Origin of the sequence: Nocardiopsis sp. NPDC101807, from assembly GCF_044766605.1 — a bacterium.
Taxonomy (GTDB): Bacteria; Actinomycetota; Actinomycetes; order Streptosporangiales; family Streptosporangiaceae; genus Nocardiopsis; species Nocardiopsis tropica.
The window spans coordinates 213,712-228,126 of record NZ_JBIWMK010000001.1 but is presented as its reverse complement, the minus strand read 5'-3'; the positions used below and the strand labels follow the sequence as shown (position 1 = coordinate 228,126).

Genomic DNA, 14,415 nt, shown 5'->3' with positions numbered 1-14,415 from the left:
CGGCCGGGGTCGTGTTCGGCGAGGGCGCCCGGCCTGACTAGCCTGGCCAGGCCACGACACAGCAGGGGGAAAAGGACATCGGATGAGTACACGTCTGCACGGGGTCACGCACCCCCAAGAGAGAGGAAGTACCGGGTGAGCGCCTCCACCGGCACGGTCGGCGCCCCCGACACCGCTCCTCCCGCCGCTCCGGAGGCCCCCGCCCCGCGGCCCCTCGCCGACGGGACGCCCGGGAACGCGCCGGCCCTGCGCCGGCGCACCCTGCGGCGCAACCGCCGCCACGTCTTCCTGGGTGTGGTCCTCCTCTCCCTGCACCAGGTCGCCGAGGCCCTCGTCCCCGTCGCCATCGGCCTGACCATCGACCTGGCGGTCGACACCGGGGACGTCACCGCCCTGGCCTACTGCGTCGCGGGCATCGCCCTGCTCTTCACCGTCCTGGCCTTCGCCTACCGCACCGGGGCGCGTTTCACCCTGCGGGCGGTCGAGAACGAGGCCCACCTGCTCCGGGTCGAGGCCGCGCGCCGCGCCCTCGACCCGCGCGGCGAGCGCAGCGGGCTGCGCGCGGGCGAGGTCCTGTCCGTGGCCACCTCCGACGCCGAGCAGGCGGCCGTGTACGTGCGCGCCTGGTCGGGGGCGATCGCCGTCACGGTCGCGATCGTCGTCACCACCGTCGCCCTGCTGGCGGTCGACGTCCCGCTCGGCCTCGGCGTGCTCGTCGGCGTCCCCCTGCTCATGCTGCTCCTGCGCGTCCCCGCGGCCCACATCACGCGGCGCAGCGAGGCCAAGCAGGCCACGGCCGCCGGAGCGACCGCCCTGGCCACCGACCTGGTCACCGGGCTGCGCGTCCTCATGGGGATCGGCGCCCGCCACAACGCCGCCCTCCGCTACCGCTCCGCCAGCGTCCGGGCCCTGGAGGCCTCGGTCGGCGCCGCGGCCAGCAGCGGCGTCTACCGGGGCCTGGTCACCGCGGCCGGCGCCGTGTTCCTCGCCTGCGTCGCGGGCGCGGCCGGGTGGATGGCGCTGGAGGGCCGGCTCACCATCGGCGAACTCGTCATCGTCATCGGCCTGGCCCAGTTCCTCTCCGAGCCGGTGCAGGGCCTGGGCATGGTCGGGCAGCTCTTCGCCACGGCCCGTGCCTCCGCCGACCGGTTGGTCAGACTGCTCAACGCGCCCGACGCCGTCACCCCCGGGGACCGCTCCCCGGGCGGGGACGCGCTCGTCGAGCTGTCCGGGGTCTCCCACCGCACGCTGAGCGGCGTGGACCTGCGGCTCGCCCCCGGTGAGTTCGTCGGCGTGCTCGCCACCGACCCGCGCGACGCCGAGGCGCTGCTGGAACTCCTCTCGGGCAGGGCCGCCGCGGAGGGCGTGGAGGGCTCCGTCACCGTGGGCGGGGTGCCCGTCGGCGAACTGGACCTGGACGCCCTGCGGGCCGCGGTCCTGGTGGAGGAGCACGGCTCGGCCCTGTTCGAGGGCACCCTGCGCTCCAACCTGGTCACCGGCCCCGGCGTGGACGAGGAGCGGCTGCTCGACGCGCTGCGCGCGGCCTCCGCCGAGGACCTGGTCGTGGGCCACCCCGAAGGGCTGGACCGCCCCGTCGCCGACCAGGCCGCCAACCTGTCCGGCGGGCAGCGCCAGCGCGTGGCCCTGGCCCGCGCCCTGGCCGCCGACCCGCCCGTGCTCGTCCTGCACGACCCCACCACGGCGGTGGACGCGGTCACCGAGGAGGCCATCGCGCGCGGCGTCGCCGCTGCGCGGAGCGGGCGGGCCGGCCCCGGGGCGACCCTGGTCGTGGCCGCGAGCCCCGCCCTGCTCTCCCGCGCCGACCGGGTCGTCGTGATCGTCGACGGCCGGGTCCGCGCCACCGGAACACACGCACGACTGGTCGAGGAAGACCGGCACTACGGCGAGGCGGTGCTCCGATGAGCGCGACCACTTCCACGGGCGCGGCGGACACGCCGCGCGCCGAGGACACGGCGGTCGGGGAGCTGCTGCCCACCGCAGGCGCCCGCAGGACCTGGGCCGTGCTCGGGGAGGGCGTGCGCGGCACCGGCTGGGCCACCCCCCTCGCCCTACTGACCGTGCTCGCGGGCAGCGGCGCCGGACTGGTCGCCCCCTGGGTGCTGGGCGCCATGGTCGACGACATCTCCGCCGGGGCGGACCTGGACGCCGTCCTGCGCTCGGCCGGGCTGATCGCCGCCGCCGCGGTGGTGGGCGGGCTGCTCGTGGGCCTGGGCGCGTGGCTGGTCAGCAGGGTCGGCGAGACCGTCCTGGCGCGGCTGCGCGAGCGGGTCATGGACCGGGTGCTGCACATGCCCGCCACGCGGCTCGAGAGGGTCCGCATCGGCGACCTGCTCTCCCGGGTCGGGGACGACGTCGCCGTGGTCACCGCCAGCATCGCGCGCACCGGGCCCGACGTGGTGGTCGCCCTGGCCACGGTGGTGCTCACCGCCGCGGGCATGACCGCCCTGGACTGGCGCCTGGGCCTGGCCGGGCTGTGCGCGCTGCCCGTGTACGCGATGGCCCTGCGCTGGTACCTGCCGCGCTCGGGCCCCTACTACGCCCGCGAGCGGATCGCCATGGGCGAGCGCTCGCACGCGATGATGGGCGCCCTGCGCGGGCGCGGCGCCGTGCGCGCGTACCGCCTGGAGGAGGAGCACGAGGAACGGGTCGCCCTGCGGTCCCGGGCGGCCAGGGACATCACCGTCGAGGTGTTCCGCCTGTTCACCCGCTTCGGGTCGCGCCTCAACGGGGCCGAGTGCGTGGGCCTGACCGCCGTGCTGGTCACCGGGTTCTGGCTGGTGCGCGGCGACCTCGCCACGGTCGGCATGGTCACGGCCGCGGCCCTGTACTTCCACCGCCTGTTCGGGCCGATGATATTCCTCGTCATGAACTTCAACGAGGTCCAGTCCGCCGGGGCGAGCCTGGCCCGGCTCGCCGGTGTCGTCGACCTGCCGCAGGAGCGCGACCCCGGCGCCGAGGAGGGGCCCGCGGGCTCCGCCGTGCGCGTCGAGGGCGTCACCCACTCCTACGGGAACGGCGCCCCGCCCGCCCTGGAGGACGTGACACTGGAGGTCGCGGCCGGTGAGCGCGTGGCCCTCGTGGGAGCCAGCGGCGCGGGCAAGACCACGCTGGCCGCCCTCGTGAGCGGGCTGCGCACGCCCGGCCGGGGAACGGTGTACCTGGGCGGCGTCCCCCTGGACGAGCTCGGGGAGCGCCGGGTGCGCGAGCACGTCTACCTGGTCAGCCAGGAGACCCACGTGTTCGCGGGGACCCTCCTGGAGGACCTGCGCCTGGCACGCGCCGGGGCGGAGCCGGCCGACGCGGAGCGGGCCCTGGAGGCGGTCGGCGCCCTGGAGTGGGTGCGCGCCCTGCCCGAGGGGCTCGACACGGTCGTGGGCGAGGGCGGCCACCCCCTGACCGCCGAGCAGGCCCAGCACCTGGCGCTGGCCCGCCTGGTCCTGGCCGACCCGGACGTCGCCGTCCTGGACGAGGCCACGGCCGAGGCGGGCAGCTCCGGCGCCCGGCGCCTGGAGCGGGCCGCCGCCGCGGCCACGGCGGGCCGCACCACCCTCGTCGTGGCGCACCGGCTCACCCAGGCCGAGACCGCCGACCGGGTGGTGGTGATGGACCAGGGCCGGATCGTGGAGCAGGGGCCGCACTCCGAGCTGGTCGCGGCCGGGGGACGCTACGCGGCGCTCTGGCGCAGCTGGCAGGGGGCCCCGGGGCCGGACCCGGCCGCTCCCCCCGTGTAGGGGGCGCCCCCGCGGGCCCGCGGGGAACGCGTCGCCCCGGTCGGGTCTGGAGCCCACGCCGTGACTCCGTACGCGGGCCCGCGGGGAACGCGTCCCGGCAGGACACCGACGGGCCGGGCGCCGCCTCCGCAGCGCACGGCCCGTCGGCCGTCCGGCGGCCCCGGTCAGCCGATGGGCTCGGGGAGCGGGGCGACCCGGTAGGCCAGGCCGATGGTGTCCCCGGCGGCGGGGTCGGTCAGCTCCACCCGCCAGGAGGAGGCGAACTGGTCCACGTCGGCGCGCATGGGGATCGTGCCCGACAGCAGGACGGCGCCGGTCACCAGCAGGCCGCGCTCCCGCAGGACCTCCAGCCAGTAGGAGGGGGGCAGGAGCTCGGCGAGGGTGCCGTCCTGGATCTCGGCCTCACCGCCCTCGGCCCCGACCCACGCCTTCAGGGTGATGTCGTCCCACCGGTCCTCGACGTCGGTCAGGCGCCAGGCCCGGGCGCCGAGGACGTCGGGGCCCGCGTTTTTGCTCCACGCCACGCCGTGCGCCTCCAGCTCGCGGTCGGTGTGGTCGCAGGCCACCGTGACGAGCACGTCCTGCGGCTCGGGGCCGGTCACGACGAGGGCCCACTCGGCCTCGCCGGAGGTGCGGCCGTGCTGGGCCGGGACCTGCGACACCTGCGCGGCGAGGTAGGGGGACACCGGGTACAGGGCCGGTGTGGTGGTGGGGGCGGGGACGCCGAGGAGGGCCAGTTCCTCCACGTGGGCGCGCACGTCGTCCTGGCTGCGGCCGGTGTAGCCGGCGTTGAGCAGGTGCGTGACCTCCACGGCGACCGTGGTCCCGTCGTTGAGTGCGAATTGCAGTTCGGTCATCAAAAGCCTCCGGGACTTGCGCATACCTCTTGTATACGACGAGTATAACCAGCATCCGCGCAACACGACCGGAAGGAACGAGATGGACCAGCCACAAGCAGCGACGACCCGCGCGAGAGAGGTGGGGCGCGGGACGGTGGCGCGCGCGTTCATCGCCAGCCTCTCGGGCACCGCCCTGGAGTGGTACGACTTCGCGATCTACTCGGCGGCCTCGGCGCTCGTCTTCGGGCACCTGTTCTTCCCCAGCCACGACCCGCTGGCCGCGACGATGCTCGCGTTCTCCACCTACGCCGTCGGCTACGTGGCCAGGCCGCTGGGCGGGATCTTCTTCGGCCGTCTCGGCGACGTCGTCGGCCGCAAGAAGGTCCTCGTCAGCACGCTCGTCCTCATCGGCGTGGCCACCTTCCTCATCGGCCTCCTGCCCACGCACGCCAGCATCGGCGGCACCGCCGCCGTCCTCCTGGTCGCCCTCCGCTTCGCCCAGGGCGTCGGCGTCGGCGGCGAGTGGGGCGGCGCCGTGCTCCTGTCCAGCGAGTTCGGCGACCCCCGCCGCCGGGGCTTCTTCGCCTCGGCCGCGCAGGTGGGCCCGCCCCTGGGCAACCTCATGGCCAACGGCGTCCTGGCCCTGCTCGGACTGCTGCTCACCGAGGAGCAGTTCCTCTCGTGGGGCTGGCGCGTCGCCTTCCTCCTCTCCGGCGTCCTCGTCCTCTTCGGGCTGTGGATCAGGGCCAAGCTGGAGGAGACCCCCGTCTTCCAGGCCATCGCGGAGGAGGGGGAGCGGCCCTCGGCGCCCCTGCGCGAGGTCTTCACGAAGCAGGCGCGGCCCCTGACCGCCGCGGTCCTCAGCCGGGTCGCCCCCGACGTCGTCTACGCCCTGTTCACGGTCTTCGTCCTCACCTACGGGACCCAGGTGCTCGGACTGGAGTCCGGCACGGTCCTGGCGGCGGTCCTCACCGGGTCGGCCTTCCAGGTGGCCCTCATCCCGCTCGCGGGGTGGCTCTCCGACCGCGTCAACCGGCGGCTGCTCTACGGCCTGGGCGCCCTCGGCGCCGGGATCTGGCCCTTCGTGTTCTTCCCGGCCATCGCCGACGCCTCGTTCTTCGCCCTCACCGGCGGCATCGTGGTCGGCCTCGCCCTGCACTCGGTCATGTACGGCCCCCAGGCCGCCTTCGTCTCCGAGCAGTTCCACCCGCGCCTGCGCAACACGGGCAGCTCCCTCGCCTACACCCTGGCGGGGATCATCGGGGGCGCCGTCGCGCCGCTCGTGTTCACGTACCTGCTGGCCGCCACCGGCAGCTGGGTGCCGCTGGCCGTCTACGTCGCCGTCACGGCCGCCGTCACGCTGGCGGGCCTGGTGCTGGGCCGCGACCCCGCGCCGCACGAGGACGAGGAGCTCCTCGCCGGCGCCGGGGCCTAGGCCGGTGGCGTCCGGGGCCTGCCGCGCCTCCCGGCGCCGCGACCCCGCGCCGCGGGGTCTCCCGGCCGTCGCGAGCGGCGGCCGGTCCGGCCCGGTGGGCGCCCGGACCTCCACCGGGCCCGCCGGGGCCCCGGCGGGCGGTCGCTCAGCTCTCCAGCAGGACCTTCAGCGTGGCGTCCAGGTGCGAGTCGATGGCCGCCGCGGCCGCGGCCTCGTCACCCGAGCGCAGCGCGTCCAGGATGGCGGTGTGCTCGTCCAGGACGGACGCGTACCGGTCCTGGGTGGAGAACAGGGCGACCATGCCCGCCCGCACCTGCCGGGCGCGCAGCCCGTCGTAGAACTTGATGAGCATGTCGTTGCCGGTCGAGGCGACCAGGGCCGAGTGGAAGCGGTGGTCCCAGTCGATGAACGTGCGGGCCTCCTCGGGCACCGTGAGCTCCTCCTGGTGCCGCAGCGCGTCCTCCATCGGCCCGACCGGCGCCGCGCCCCGGCGCAGGGCCTGCTCGGCCGCGTGGCGCTCGACCATGCCGCGCATCTCCATCAGCTCGGACAGCTCGCGCCCGCTCATCGGGGCGACGTAGGCGCCGCGCTTGGGGATGAGCTGCACCAGGTCCTCGGCGGACAGGAGGAGGAGCGCCTCGCGGATGGGGGTCCGCGACACCCCGATCAGGCTGGCGACCTCCTGCTCGTTGATGAAGCACCCCTGGCGCTCCGGATCGCTCAGGTAGGAGTCCTTCAGGAACTGGTAGGCCCTGTCCCGACCCGATGCGGCCACTGCCCCTCCTCACGTACACAACATGTATGCACGACCTTACTGTCCCGGGGCGCGCCGTCGGCGCGCACTCCATGAGCCAAGAAACACAGGGGAAACACGATGCGCGTAGCACTCTGCCAGACCTCCTCCACCGACCGGCCCGAGGAGAACCTCGCGATCGCGGAGACCGCCGTGGCCGAGGCCGCGGCCGCCGGGGCCGAACTGGTGGTCCTGCCCGAGGCCGCCATGGTCCACTTCGGTGCCGACCTGGCCGAGGCCGCCCAGCCGCTGGACGGGCCCTGGGCGACGGGCCTGCGGGGGATCGCCGCCCGCCACGGGGTCACCGTCCTCGCCGGGATGTTCGCCCCGGCCGGCGACGGGAGGGTCCGCAACCTGCTGCTGGCCACCGGGGACGGCGTCGAAGCGGTCTATCAGAAGATCCACGTCTTCGACGCCTTCGGGCACCGGGAGTCCGACTCCGTCGCCCCCGGCTCCGAGCCGGTCGTCATCGAGGTCGGCGGGGTCCGCGTGGGCCTGGCCGTCTGCTACGACGTCCGCTTCCCCGAACTCTTCCGCGGGCTCGCCCTGGCCGGGGCCCAGGTGATCGCCGTGTGCGCCTCCTGGGGCGCCGGCCCCGGCAAGCGGGAGCAGTGGGACCTGCTCACCCGCGCCCGCGCACTGGACTCCACGTCGTGGGTGCTGGCCTGCGGCCAGGCCGACCCCGGCCCCGTGGAGGGCACCGCGCCCCGGGGCATCGGCCACAGCGCCGTCATCGGCCCGGACGGCACCCGCAGGGCCGGGCTCGACGGGGCGCCGGGGCTCCTGGTCGCCGACATCGACGTGGCGGAGGCCGCCGCCGTGCGCGAGGCCGTGCCGGTCCTGCGCAACGCCCGTCTGTGAGGCCGCGGGCCGGCGCCCCGGCCCTTCCGCGCCGCCGGCGTCCGGCCCCTCCCCGGGGCGGACGCCGGCGGCGCTGGTGCGCGGCCCGTCCGGGGCTGCCCGCCCGGCCGGCCACGGAGTCGCGTTCGTGTGCCCGCTCCTCTCCGGCCCGCCCCGCCGCTCCCGGTCCTCCCAGTCCCGCCGCTCCTGGTCCTCCCGGTCCCCCCGCTCCTTCCGCTCCTCCTGCTCCTCCCGGTCTTCGCGGTCGCCGTCGCCCGGGGCGTCCGAGCCCACGCGGCCGCCACGGCCGGGGCCGCCGTGCCGACGCCGGCCCCGGACGGCCGCGGCGGGTAGAGGAACCTCGACCCCCGGGGTGGGGAGAGCACCCCTCTTCGCCTCCGGAGCCCCCTTTCCCGCGAGGGTCGGCATAGGATTCCCCGGTGCGAGACAACGACGCCGAGACGGCCCTGTGGCCGGCGCTCGTACGCCGTCCGGTCGCGGTGCTCCTCACCCCCTGGCCGTGGCGTGCCCTGCTCTACCTGGCCACGTCGGCCCCCGTCGCCGCGGTGTGGTCGCTCCTGTGCTGGCCGCTGCTCACCCTGGCGGGCCTGCCCCTGGGGGCGGTCGAGCGCCGCAGGCTCGCCCTCGTGGACGGGGCGCCCGCGCCCTCCCCGCACACGCCCCCGCCGCCGGGGGCGGGGCCCGCCGGCTGGATCCGGTGGCGCTCACGCGAGGCGGCCTCCTGGCTGGAGCTGGCCCACGGGCTGCTGCTGGCGCTGCTGTGCGTGGTCGAACTGACCGTGGCGGCGGTCCTGGCGGGGGTGCCGGCCGCCCTGCTGGCCTCGCCGGTGCTGCGCGCCGCCGGGGTCGCCGCCGACCCGTCCCCGGTCGCCCTCGGCGTCCTCCTCGGCCTCGGCGCGCTGCCGGTGAGCGCCTACACGGCCATGGTGCTGGCGGCGGGCCGCGCCCGTCTGGCGCGTGCGCTGCTCACCGCGCCGAGCGGGGAGGAACTGGCCGAGCTCGGCGAGCGGCTCGTCCTGGTGTCCCGGTCCCGCACGCGGATCGTGGACGGGTTCACGGCCGAACGGCGGCGGATCGAGCGCGACCTGCACGACGGCGCCCAGCAGAGGCTCACCGCGCTGGTCATGCGCCTGGGCATGGCGCGCAGCCGGTTCGACGACGACCCCGAGCAGGCCAGGGCCCTGGTCGAGCAGGCGCACGCCGACGCCCGCGCCGCCCTCGTCGAGCTGCGCGAGCTGGTGCACGGCATCCGTCCGGCGGCCCTGGCCGAGCGCGGGCTCGTCGCCGCGCTGGAGGAGCTGGCGGACACCCAGCAGGTGGAGGTGGCCGTCGAGGCGGGGGACGTGGGGCGCCTGCCCGACGCCGTCGAGTCCACCGCGTACTTCTGCGCCGCCGAGGCCGTGGCCAACGCCGCCCGCCACTCCGGGGCCGACACCGTCCGGGTGGGCCTGCGCGTGAACGGAGGGGCGCGGTGCGGGTCCCTGCTCCTCACGGTCACCGACGACGGCCGCGGCGGCGCCGACCCGGCCCGGGGGAGCGGGCTGACCGGCCTGGCCGACCGGGCGGCCGCCCTGGGCGGACGGGTGTCCCTGACCAGCCCCGGCGGAGGGCCGACGACGGTGGAGGTGAGGATCCCGTGCGGCTCGTGATCGCCGAGGACTCGGTCCTGTTGAGGGCGGGCCTGGAACAGCTCGTCGCCATGGCCGGGCACGAGGTGGCGGCCGCGGTCGGCGACGCACCCGCGCTCCTGGCGGCCGTGGACGCGCACCGCCCCGACCTCGTGCTCACCGACGTGCGCATGCCGCCCGGCCACAACGACGACGGGCTGCGCGCCGCGATCGCGCTCGCCCGCGCCCACCCCCGCACGGGGGTCCTCGTCCTGTCCCAGTACGTGCTGGGCGCGGCCGCCGCCGAACTCCTGGAGAGCCGCGCCGAGGGGGTCGGCTACCTGCTCAAGGACCGGGTCGGGGACGTGGACGAGTTCCTGGGCACCCTGGAGCGGGTCGCCGCCGGGGGCACCGTCGTCGACCCCGAGGTGGTGCGCCGCCTGCTGGGACGGCGCCGCAACCGGTCGGTCCTGGAGCGGCTGACCCCGCGCGAGCGCGAGGTGCTGGAACTGATGGCGCGGGGCCGTACCAACGCCGCGGCGGCGGAGGCCCTGGTGGTCACCGAGGCGGCGGTCGCCAAGCACGTGAGCGGGATCTTCACCAAGCTCGACCTGCCGGTGAACCCGAACGACAACCGCCGGGTGCTCGCGGTCCTCGCCTACCTCGCGGGCTGACGGGGCCCTCCGGCGCCTTCCCGCGCGCCCCGGACGGGGCGGCGGGCGGGGCCGACCCGTCCCGCACCGGCCCCGGACCACGGGGAGGCGCCGCACGGGGGTGCGGCGTGGAGCCGAGGCGGGCCGCAGCGGTGCGGGCCCCGCGCGAGGGGGCCGATCAGGGAGGCGCCGGCGGCCCGGCAGCGGCCGGGCGCGGGAGGGCCCGCCGCGTCTGGGGGGTCGTACGCCGCGCGTCGGCGGAGGGGTGAGGGGCGCAGCCCCGGGGGACCCCGCCCCGTCAGTCCATGGCCGAGGCGCCGTGGCGCCAGTAGCCGACGAACGCGATGTCGGACTTGGGCACCCCGCGCTCGCGGACGAGCACCCGCCGCAGGCCGGTGGGCAGGGCGTTCTCCCCGGCGACGAAGCAGAAGGGGCGGCCCGGCGGGAACTCGGCGGCGCGCACGGTGTCCAGGGCGAGCCTGCCGGGCGGGGCGTGCGGGTCGGTGCGGGGGAGCCAGTGCACGTCCACGCCGGGCAGGTCGGGCAGCGGCCGGACGTCGTCGGAGGAGGGAACCTCCAGGTAGACCCGGGCCCGCAGGTCGGCGGGGGCCTGCTCCAGGATCGACACCAGGGCGGGGACGGCGCTCTCGTCGCCCACGAGGAGCTGCCAGTCCGCCCCCTCGGAGGGCACGTAGTACACGGCGTCGGCGAGCAGGCCCGCCTCGTCGCCGGGGGCGGCCGCCGCGGCCCAGGCGGAGGCCGGGCCGGCGTCGCCGTGGTCCACGAACTCCAGGTCGAGTTCGAGCGCCTCCGGGTCGAAGCGGCGCACGGAGTAGCTGCGCACGTGCGGCTTGCGGTCGTCGGCCATCGCGTACAGCTGCTCCACCCAGCGCTTGTCGGCGTCGGCGGGCATGTGCAGCCGGTCCTGGCCCTCGCGGGGGAGGAAGAGGCGCACGAACTGGTCGCGGCCGAGGAAGTCGAACCCCTCCAGCTCCCCGCCGCCGAGGGTCACCGTGACGAAGTGCTTGCTGACGCGGGCGGTGCGCACCACGCGGGTGCGGATCATCGTGCGGTGGCGGGGGTGTTCGATGCGCACGGGGCCTCTTCCTCCTCGGTCGGACGGACGGGCGGAGAACGCCCCTCGTTAGGTTAGCCTCACCAACCGCCCGGCGTCGAAGCGGCGACGGGGCCGGAGGCGGCGCGCGTCGCGCGGGAGCGGCCGGACCGGTCCGGGGGACGGGCGACGTCCCGCGCCTTCCGGGCCGGTCCGGCCGTCCCTCAGGCCGTGGACCACTCCTCCCGGTGGGCGCGGGCGAAGTCGGCGAAGGCACGGGGCGGGCGGCCGGTCAGACGGCGGACCGTGTCCGTGACGCGGTCCTCGTCGCCCCGGGCGATGCCGGAGTCCACCGCGACCAGCGCCGAGGCGAAGGGCTCCGGCATGCCCGCGTCCAGGTTGCGCCGGACCAGCTCGGCCACCGGCGCGGGCGTGTGGCGCACCGGCCGGCCGGCGGCCTCGGCGATGACCGCCGCCGCCTCCGTGTACCCGAACGACTCCGGCCCGGTGAGCACGTGGTCGCCGGCCACCGGCCCCGGCGCCGTCAGCACCTCCGCCGCGACGGCCGCGATGTCGGCGGCGTCGATCCAGCCGAGCCGCCCCCCGCCGGTCGCCGAGCGGATCTCGCCCCGCTCGCGGATGCCCGCCGCCACCGGGTGCGCACCGGTGAAGTTCTGCATGAACCCCGACGGCCGCAGCACCGCCCACTCAGGGAACGACCGCACGGCCCCGCCCAGCTCCGCGGCGCCCGGGGCGCCGGGCAGCTCCGCCAGCGAGCCGAGCAGCACCACGCGCCGCACCCCGGCGGCCCGGGCGGCCGCCAGGAACGGCCCGGCCGCCGGCATGGGGTCCAGGGTCAGCGGCGGCGGCACCAGGTACAGGGCTTCCGCCCCGGCGAGGGCCCGGGCGTGCGTCCCCGGGTCCGACCAGTCGAAGGGCACGCCCCCGGGGCCCGGCCTGCGACTGGCCGCGCGCACGTCCGCGCCGCGCGCCCGCAGCGTCTCGGCCAGGGGGCGGCCGGTGTTGCCGGTGCCGCCGGTGATGAGGATCGTCATGCCCCGAGCCCCTTCCGCAGCGCTTCCAGCCCGCCGCCCGCGCGTGCCACCTGCACGGGACTCCAGTAGTCGCGGAACTCGGTGATGAACCCGTCCCGCACCGTGACCACGGTGATGTAGTCCATCCGGTAGGGCGCGCCCGTGCGCACCGTCCGGCCCTCGGCGCTGTACTCGGCGACGACGGTCCCCGGATCGCCGGTGCGGTGCACGCGCATCGCCGTGACGCCGGTGACGTCGTACACGTCGGTGTATCCGGACAGGTAGCCGCGCACCGCCTCCCGGCCGTCCAGCCGCGTGGGCGCCCCGGCCTCCGCGAACGGGAACACGGCCGTCCCGTCCGGCGCCCACATCCCGGCGATGCCGTCCATGTCCTTGGCCTCCAGCAGCTCCAGCATCCGCCGGAGCACTTCTTCGGGTGATCGTTCCATCTCCGCCTCCGTTGTCGGGTCCCTCGTCCACCACAGTGGCGGGGCGCGCCGTGCGGGGGAACGGCCGCGTCGTCCCCGGACCACTGGTCCGTGGCTCGCCGTCCGCGCGCATGGCAGGCTGGGGGTGTGGACAAGCGAGAACTCGGCGGTTTCCTGCGGGCCCGCCGCGAGGCCCTGAGCCCGGCCGACGCGGGCCTTCCCGCCCGCTCGGGCGGGCGCGCGCGGCGCACACCGGGGCTGCGGCGCGAAGAGGTCGCCGACCTCGCCGGGGTCTCGGTGAGCTACTACGAGCGGCTGGAGCAGGCCCGGGCGCCGCGTCCCTCACCGCAGGTGATCGACGCGATCGGGCGGGCCCTGGCGCTGTCGGGGGCGGAGAGGGCGCACCTGTCCCGGCTGGCCGGGCACGCGCCGTCCGCACGGCCGGGGCCGGCCGAACCGGTCCCGCCGGGGGTGCTCGCCCTGCTGGACCGGCTCGGCCCGGTCGCCGCCTACGTCTGCGACGACCGCCACGACGTCGTGGCCTGGAACGGCCTGGCGGCGGCGCTGGTCACGGACTTCGGCGCGCTGCCCCCGGCCGAGCGCAACGTGCTGCGCCTGGCCGCGCGCCTGGGCGGGACGGTGTGCTCGGCGCCCCCGGAGGCGGCGGGCGGGTTCGAGGCGCAGGCGGCGGCCCAGGCGCGCGAGGCGCTGTCCCGGCGCCCGCACGATGCCGCGCTCCGGCGGCTGGTCGGCGAGTCCGCCGAGCGGGTGCCCGGGTTCGCGGCGGAGTGGCGGCGGCACGACGTCCGGCCGCGTACGACGCTGCGCAAGCGCGTCGAGCACGCCGAACTCGGCGTGCTCGACCTCGACTCCCAGACCCTCGCGGTGCCGGGCTCCGACCTGCGCGTGGTCATGCTCAGCGCCGAACCGGGCACCCTCGCCCACGAGAAGCTGACCCGTCTCCAGCTCCGGATCGCGGGCCCCGAGCCCGCCTCGCGCCCGTAGCGGCGGGCGGAGGCCGGACGGCGGTCCCCGGCACCCCTCGACCACCGGACATTCTTCCCCTTTGGGAGATCTACCTTGTAAAGGTGCGAACTCGGAAAAATCTCACCGAGAGGTGGGAAACCCGATTCCGTCCCCCGCTAGGCCGTCTCGGCCACCCGCAGCGTCAGCGATCCGAGCCGGTCGAACTCGGCCGTGAACACGTCCCCGGCCTCCAGGGCGATCGGCGTGTGCAGGGCGCCGGTCATGACCAGCTGTCCGGCCTCCAGGCCCCTGCCGGACCCGGCCAGCGAATTGGCCAGCCACGCGAGCACGGCCACCGGGTCGCCCAGCGCCGCGGCGCCCACCCCGGTGTCCACGACCTCGCCGTTGCGGCTCAGGACCATGCCGACCAGGCGCGGCTCGAACCCCTCCAGGGGGACCGCCGTGTCGGAGACGGCGACGGCCCCCGTGGACGCCAGGTCGGAGACCGTGTCGGCGATGCGGATCCGCCAGTCCTCGATGCGGGAGTCGACGATCTCGACCCCCGCCCTGACCTCCGAGACCGCCTCCCGGGCCTGCTCGACGGTCACGTCCGGCCCCTGCAGGGGGGAGCCGAGCCTCAGGGCGATCTCCGCCTCGATCTTCGGCGCGATGAACCGGTCCAGCGGCAGGGTGTCGCCGTCCCTGTACACGGCGGAGGCCAGGAGCGGGCCGTGGTCGGGGGAGTCGATGCCCAGCAGCTTGCGGGCCGGGGCCGAGGTCAGCCCCACCTTGTAGCCGATGACCTCGTCGCCGTCGGCGAGCAGCAGTTCCAGCAGCTCCGCCTGGGTCTCGTACCCCTCCGCCTCCCCGAGCGCGGGGTCGGCGTCGGTGAACGGGGGGACCGGCTTGCGCGTCCGGCGGGCCTCGTGGAGGGCGCGGGCGCGATCGTGTGCCTGGGACATGGCTGACCTCGGACTCTCGGGACGGCGCGGC

General features: G+C 76.4%; 13 protein-coding genes. 7 read left to right on the top strand and 6 right to left on the bottom strand.

Annotated elements, in window-relative coordinates:
• Positions 1-135 precede the first annotated feature (135 nt).
• Both ACIRPH_RS01050 and ACIRPH_RS01045 read left to right on the top strand, forming a co-directional pair.
• The gene (locus tag ACIRPH_RS01050; RefSeq protein ID WP_402907840.1) at positions 136-1,923 is read left to right on the top strand and encodes an ABC transporter ATP-binding protein; all 1,788 of its coding nucleotides are present in this window, start codon (positions 136-138) and stop codon (positions 1,921-1,923) included.
• Positions 1,920-3,752 carry an ABC transporter ATP-binding protein gene (locus ACIRPH_RS01045; RefSeq protein WP_402907838.1) on the top strand — a complete coding sequence of 611 codons (1,833 nt, stop codon included), beginning with the start codon at positions 1,920-1,922 and terminating at the stop codon, positions 3,750-3,752. Before ACIRPH_RS01050 ends, ACIRPH_RS01045 begins: the two co-directional genes overlap by 4 nt.
• Positions 3,753-3,916: 164 nt before the next feature.
• On the opposite strand, the gene ACIRPH_RS01040 is transcribed toward ACIRPH_RS01045, so the two are convergent.
• Positions 3,917-4,609 carry a DUF2848 domain-containing protein gene (locus ACIRPH_RS01040; RefSeq protein WP_402907836.1) on the bottom strand — a complete coding sequence of 231 codons (693 nt, stop codon included), beginning with the start codon at positions 4,607-4,609 and terminating at the stop codon, positions 3,917-3,919.
• 82 nt (positions 4,610-4,691) lie between these two features.
• Here ACIRPH_RS01040 and ACIRPH_RS01035 point away from each other — a divergent pair, with 82 nt between their 5' ends.
• On the top strand, positions 4,692-6,026 hold the full coding sequence (locus ACIRPH_RS01035) for an MFS transporter (RefSeq protein ID WP_402907834.1): 1,335 nt from the start codon (positions 4,692-4,694) through the stop codon (positions 6,024-6,026).
• 145 nt (positions 6,027-6,171) lie between these two features.
• Here the strand turns inward: ACIRPH_RS01035 and ACIRPH_RS01030 are convergent, their stop codons facing one another.
• Complete coding sequence (locus ACIRPH_RS01030; RefSeq protein ID WP_402907832.1) at positions 6,172-6,801, bottom strand: GntR family transcriptional regulator; 630 nt, start codon at positions 6,799-6,801, stop codon at positions 6,172-6,174.
• A 99-nt stretch (positions 6,802-6,900) separates the two neighbouring features.
• On the opposite strand from ACIRPH_RS01030, the gene ACIRPH_RS01025 reads away from it, so the two are divergent.
• From ACIRPH_RS01025 to ACIRPH_RS01015, 3 genes are all read left to right on the top strand, one after another.
• Positions 6,901-7,680 (top strand): carbon-nitrogen hydrolase family protein, encoded by a 780-nt coding sequence (locus ACIRPH_RS01025; RefSeq protein ID WP_402907830.1) that lies wholly within the window; start codon positions 6,901-6,903, stop codon positions 7,678-7,680.
• A gap of 419 nt (positions 7,681-8,099) precedes the next feature.
• On the top strand, positions 8,100-9,329 hold the full coding sequence (locus tag ACIRPH_RS01020; protein WP_402907828.1) for a sensor histidine kinase: 1,230 nt from the start codon (positions 8,100-8,102) through the stop codon (positions 9,327-9,329).
• On the top strand, positions 9,317-9,961 hold the full coding sequence (locus tag ACIRPH_RS01015) for a response regulator transcription factor (RefSeq protein ID WP_402907826.1): 645 nt from the start codon (positions 9,317-9,319) through the stop codon (positions 9,959-9,961). The genes ACIRPH_RS01020 and ACIRPH_RS01015 overlap by 13 nt, the downstream gene beginning before the upstream one ends.
• A 277-nt stretch (positions 9,962-10,238) precedes the next feature.
• Here ACIRPH_RS01015 and ACIRPH_RS01010 read toward each other — a convergent pair whose 3' ends face one another.
• From ACIRPH_RS01010 to ACIRPH_RS01000, 3 genes are all read right to left on the bottom strand, one after another.
• Complete coding sequence (locus ACIRPH_RS01010; RefSeq protein ID WP_402907824.1) at positions 10,239-11,036, bottom strand: siderophore-interacting protein; 798 nt, start codon at positions 11,034-11,036, stop codon at positions 10,239-10,241.
• 182 nt (positions 11,037-11,218) lie between these two features.
• Positions 11,219-12,049 (bottom strand): ergot alkaloid biosynthesis protein, encoded by an 831-nt coding sequence (locus ACIRPH_RS01005; RefSeq protein ID WP_402907822.1) that lies wholly within the window; start codon positions 12,047-12,049, stop codon positions 11,219-11,221.
• Complete coding sequence (locus ACIRPH_RS01000; RefSeq protein ID WP_402907820.1) at positions 12,046-12,477, bottom strand: nuclear transport factor 2 family protein; 432 nt, start codon at positions 12,475-12,477, stop codon at positions 12,046-12,048. The genes ACIRPH_RS01005 and ACIRPH_RS01000 overlap by 4 nt, the downstream gene beginning before the upstream one ends.
• 126 nt (positions 12,478-12,603) lie before the next feature.
• On the opposite strand from ACIRPH_RS01000, the gene ACIRPH_RS00995 reads away from it, so the two are divergent.
• Positions 12,604-13,461, top strand: coding sequence for a helix-turn-helix transcriptional regulator (locus tag ACIRPH_RS00995; protein ID WP_402907818.1), 858 nt, complete (start codon positions 12,604-12,606; stop codon positions 13,459-13,461).
• A gap of 137 nt (positions 13,462-13,598) precedes the next feature.
• Here the strand turns inward: ACIRPH_RS00995 and ACIRPH_RS00990 are convergent, their stop codons facing one another.
• Positions 13,599-14,384, bottom strand: a complete 786-nt coding sequence (locus ACIRPH_RS00990) for a 2-keto-4-pentenoate hydratase (RefSeq protein ID WP_402907816.1) — start codon at positions 14,382-14,384, stop codon at positions 13,599-13,601.
• Between the last annotated feature and the right edge of the window lie 31 nt (positions 14,385-14,415).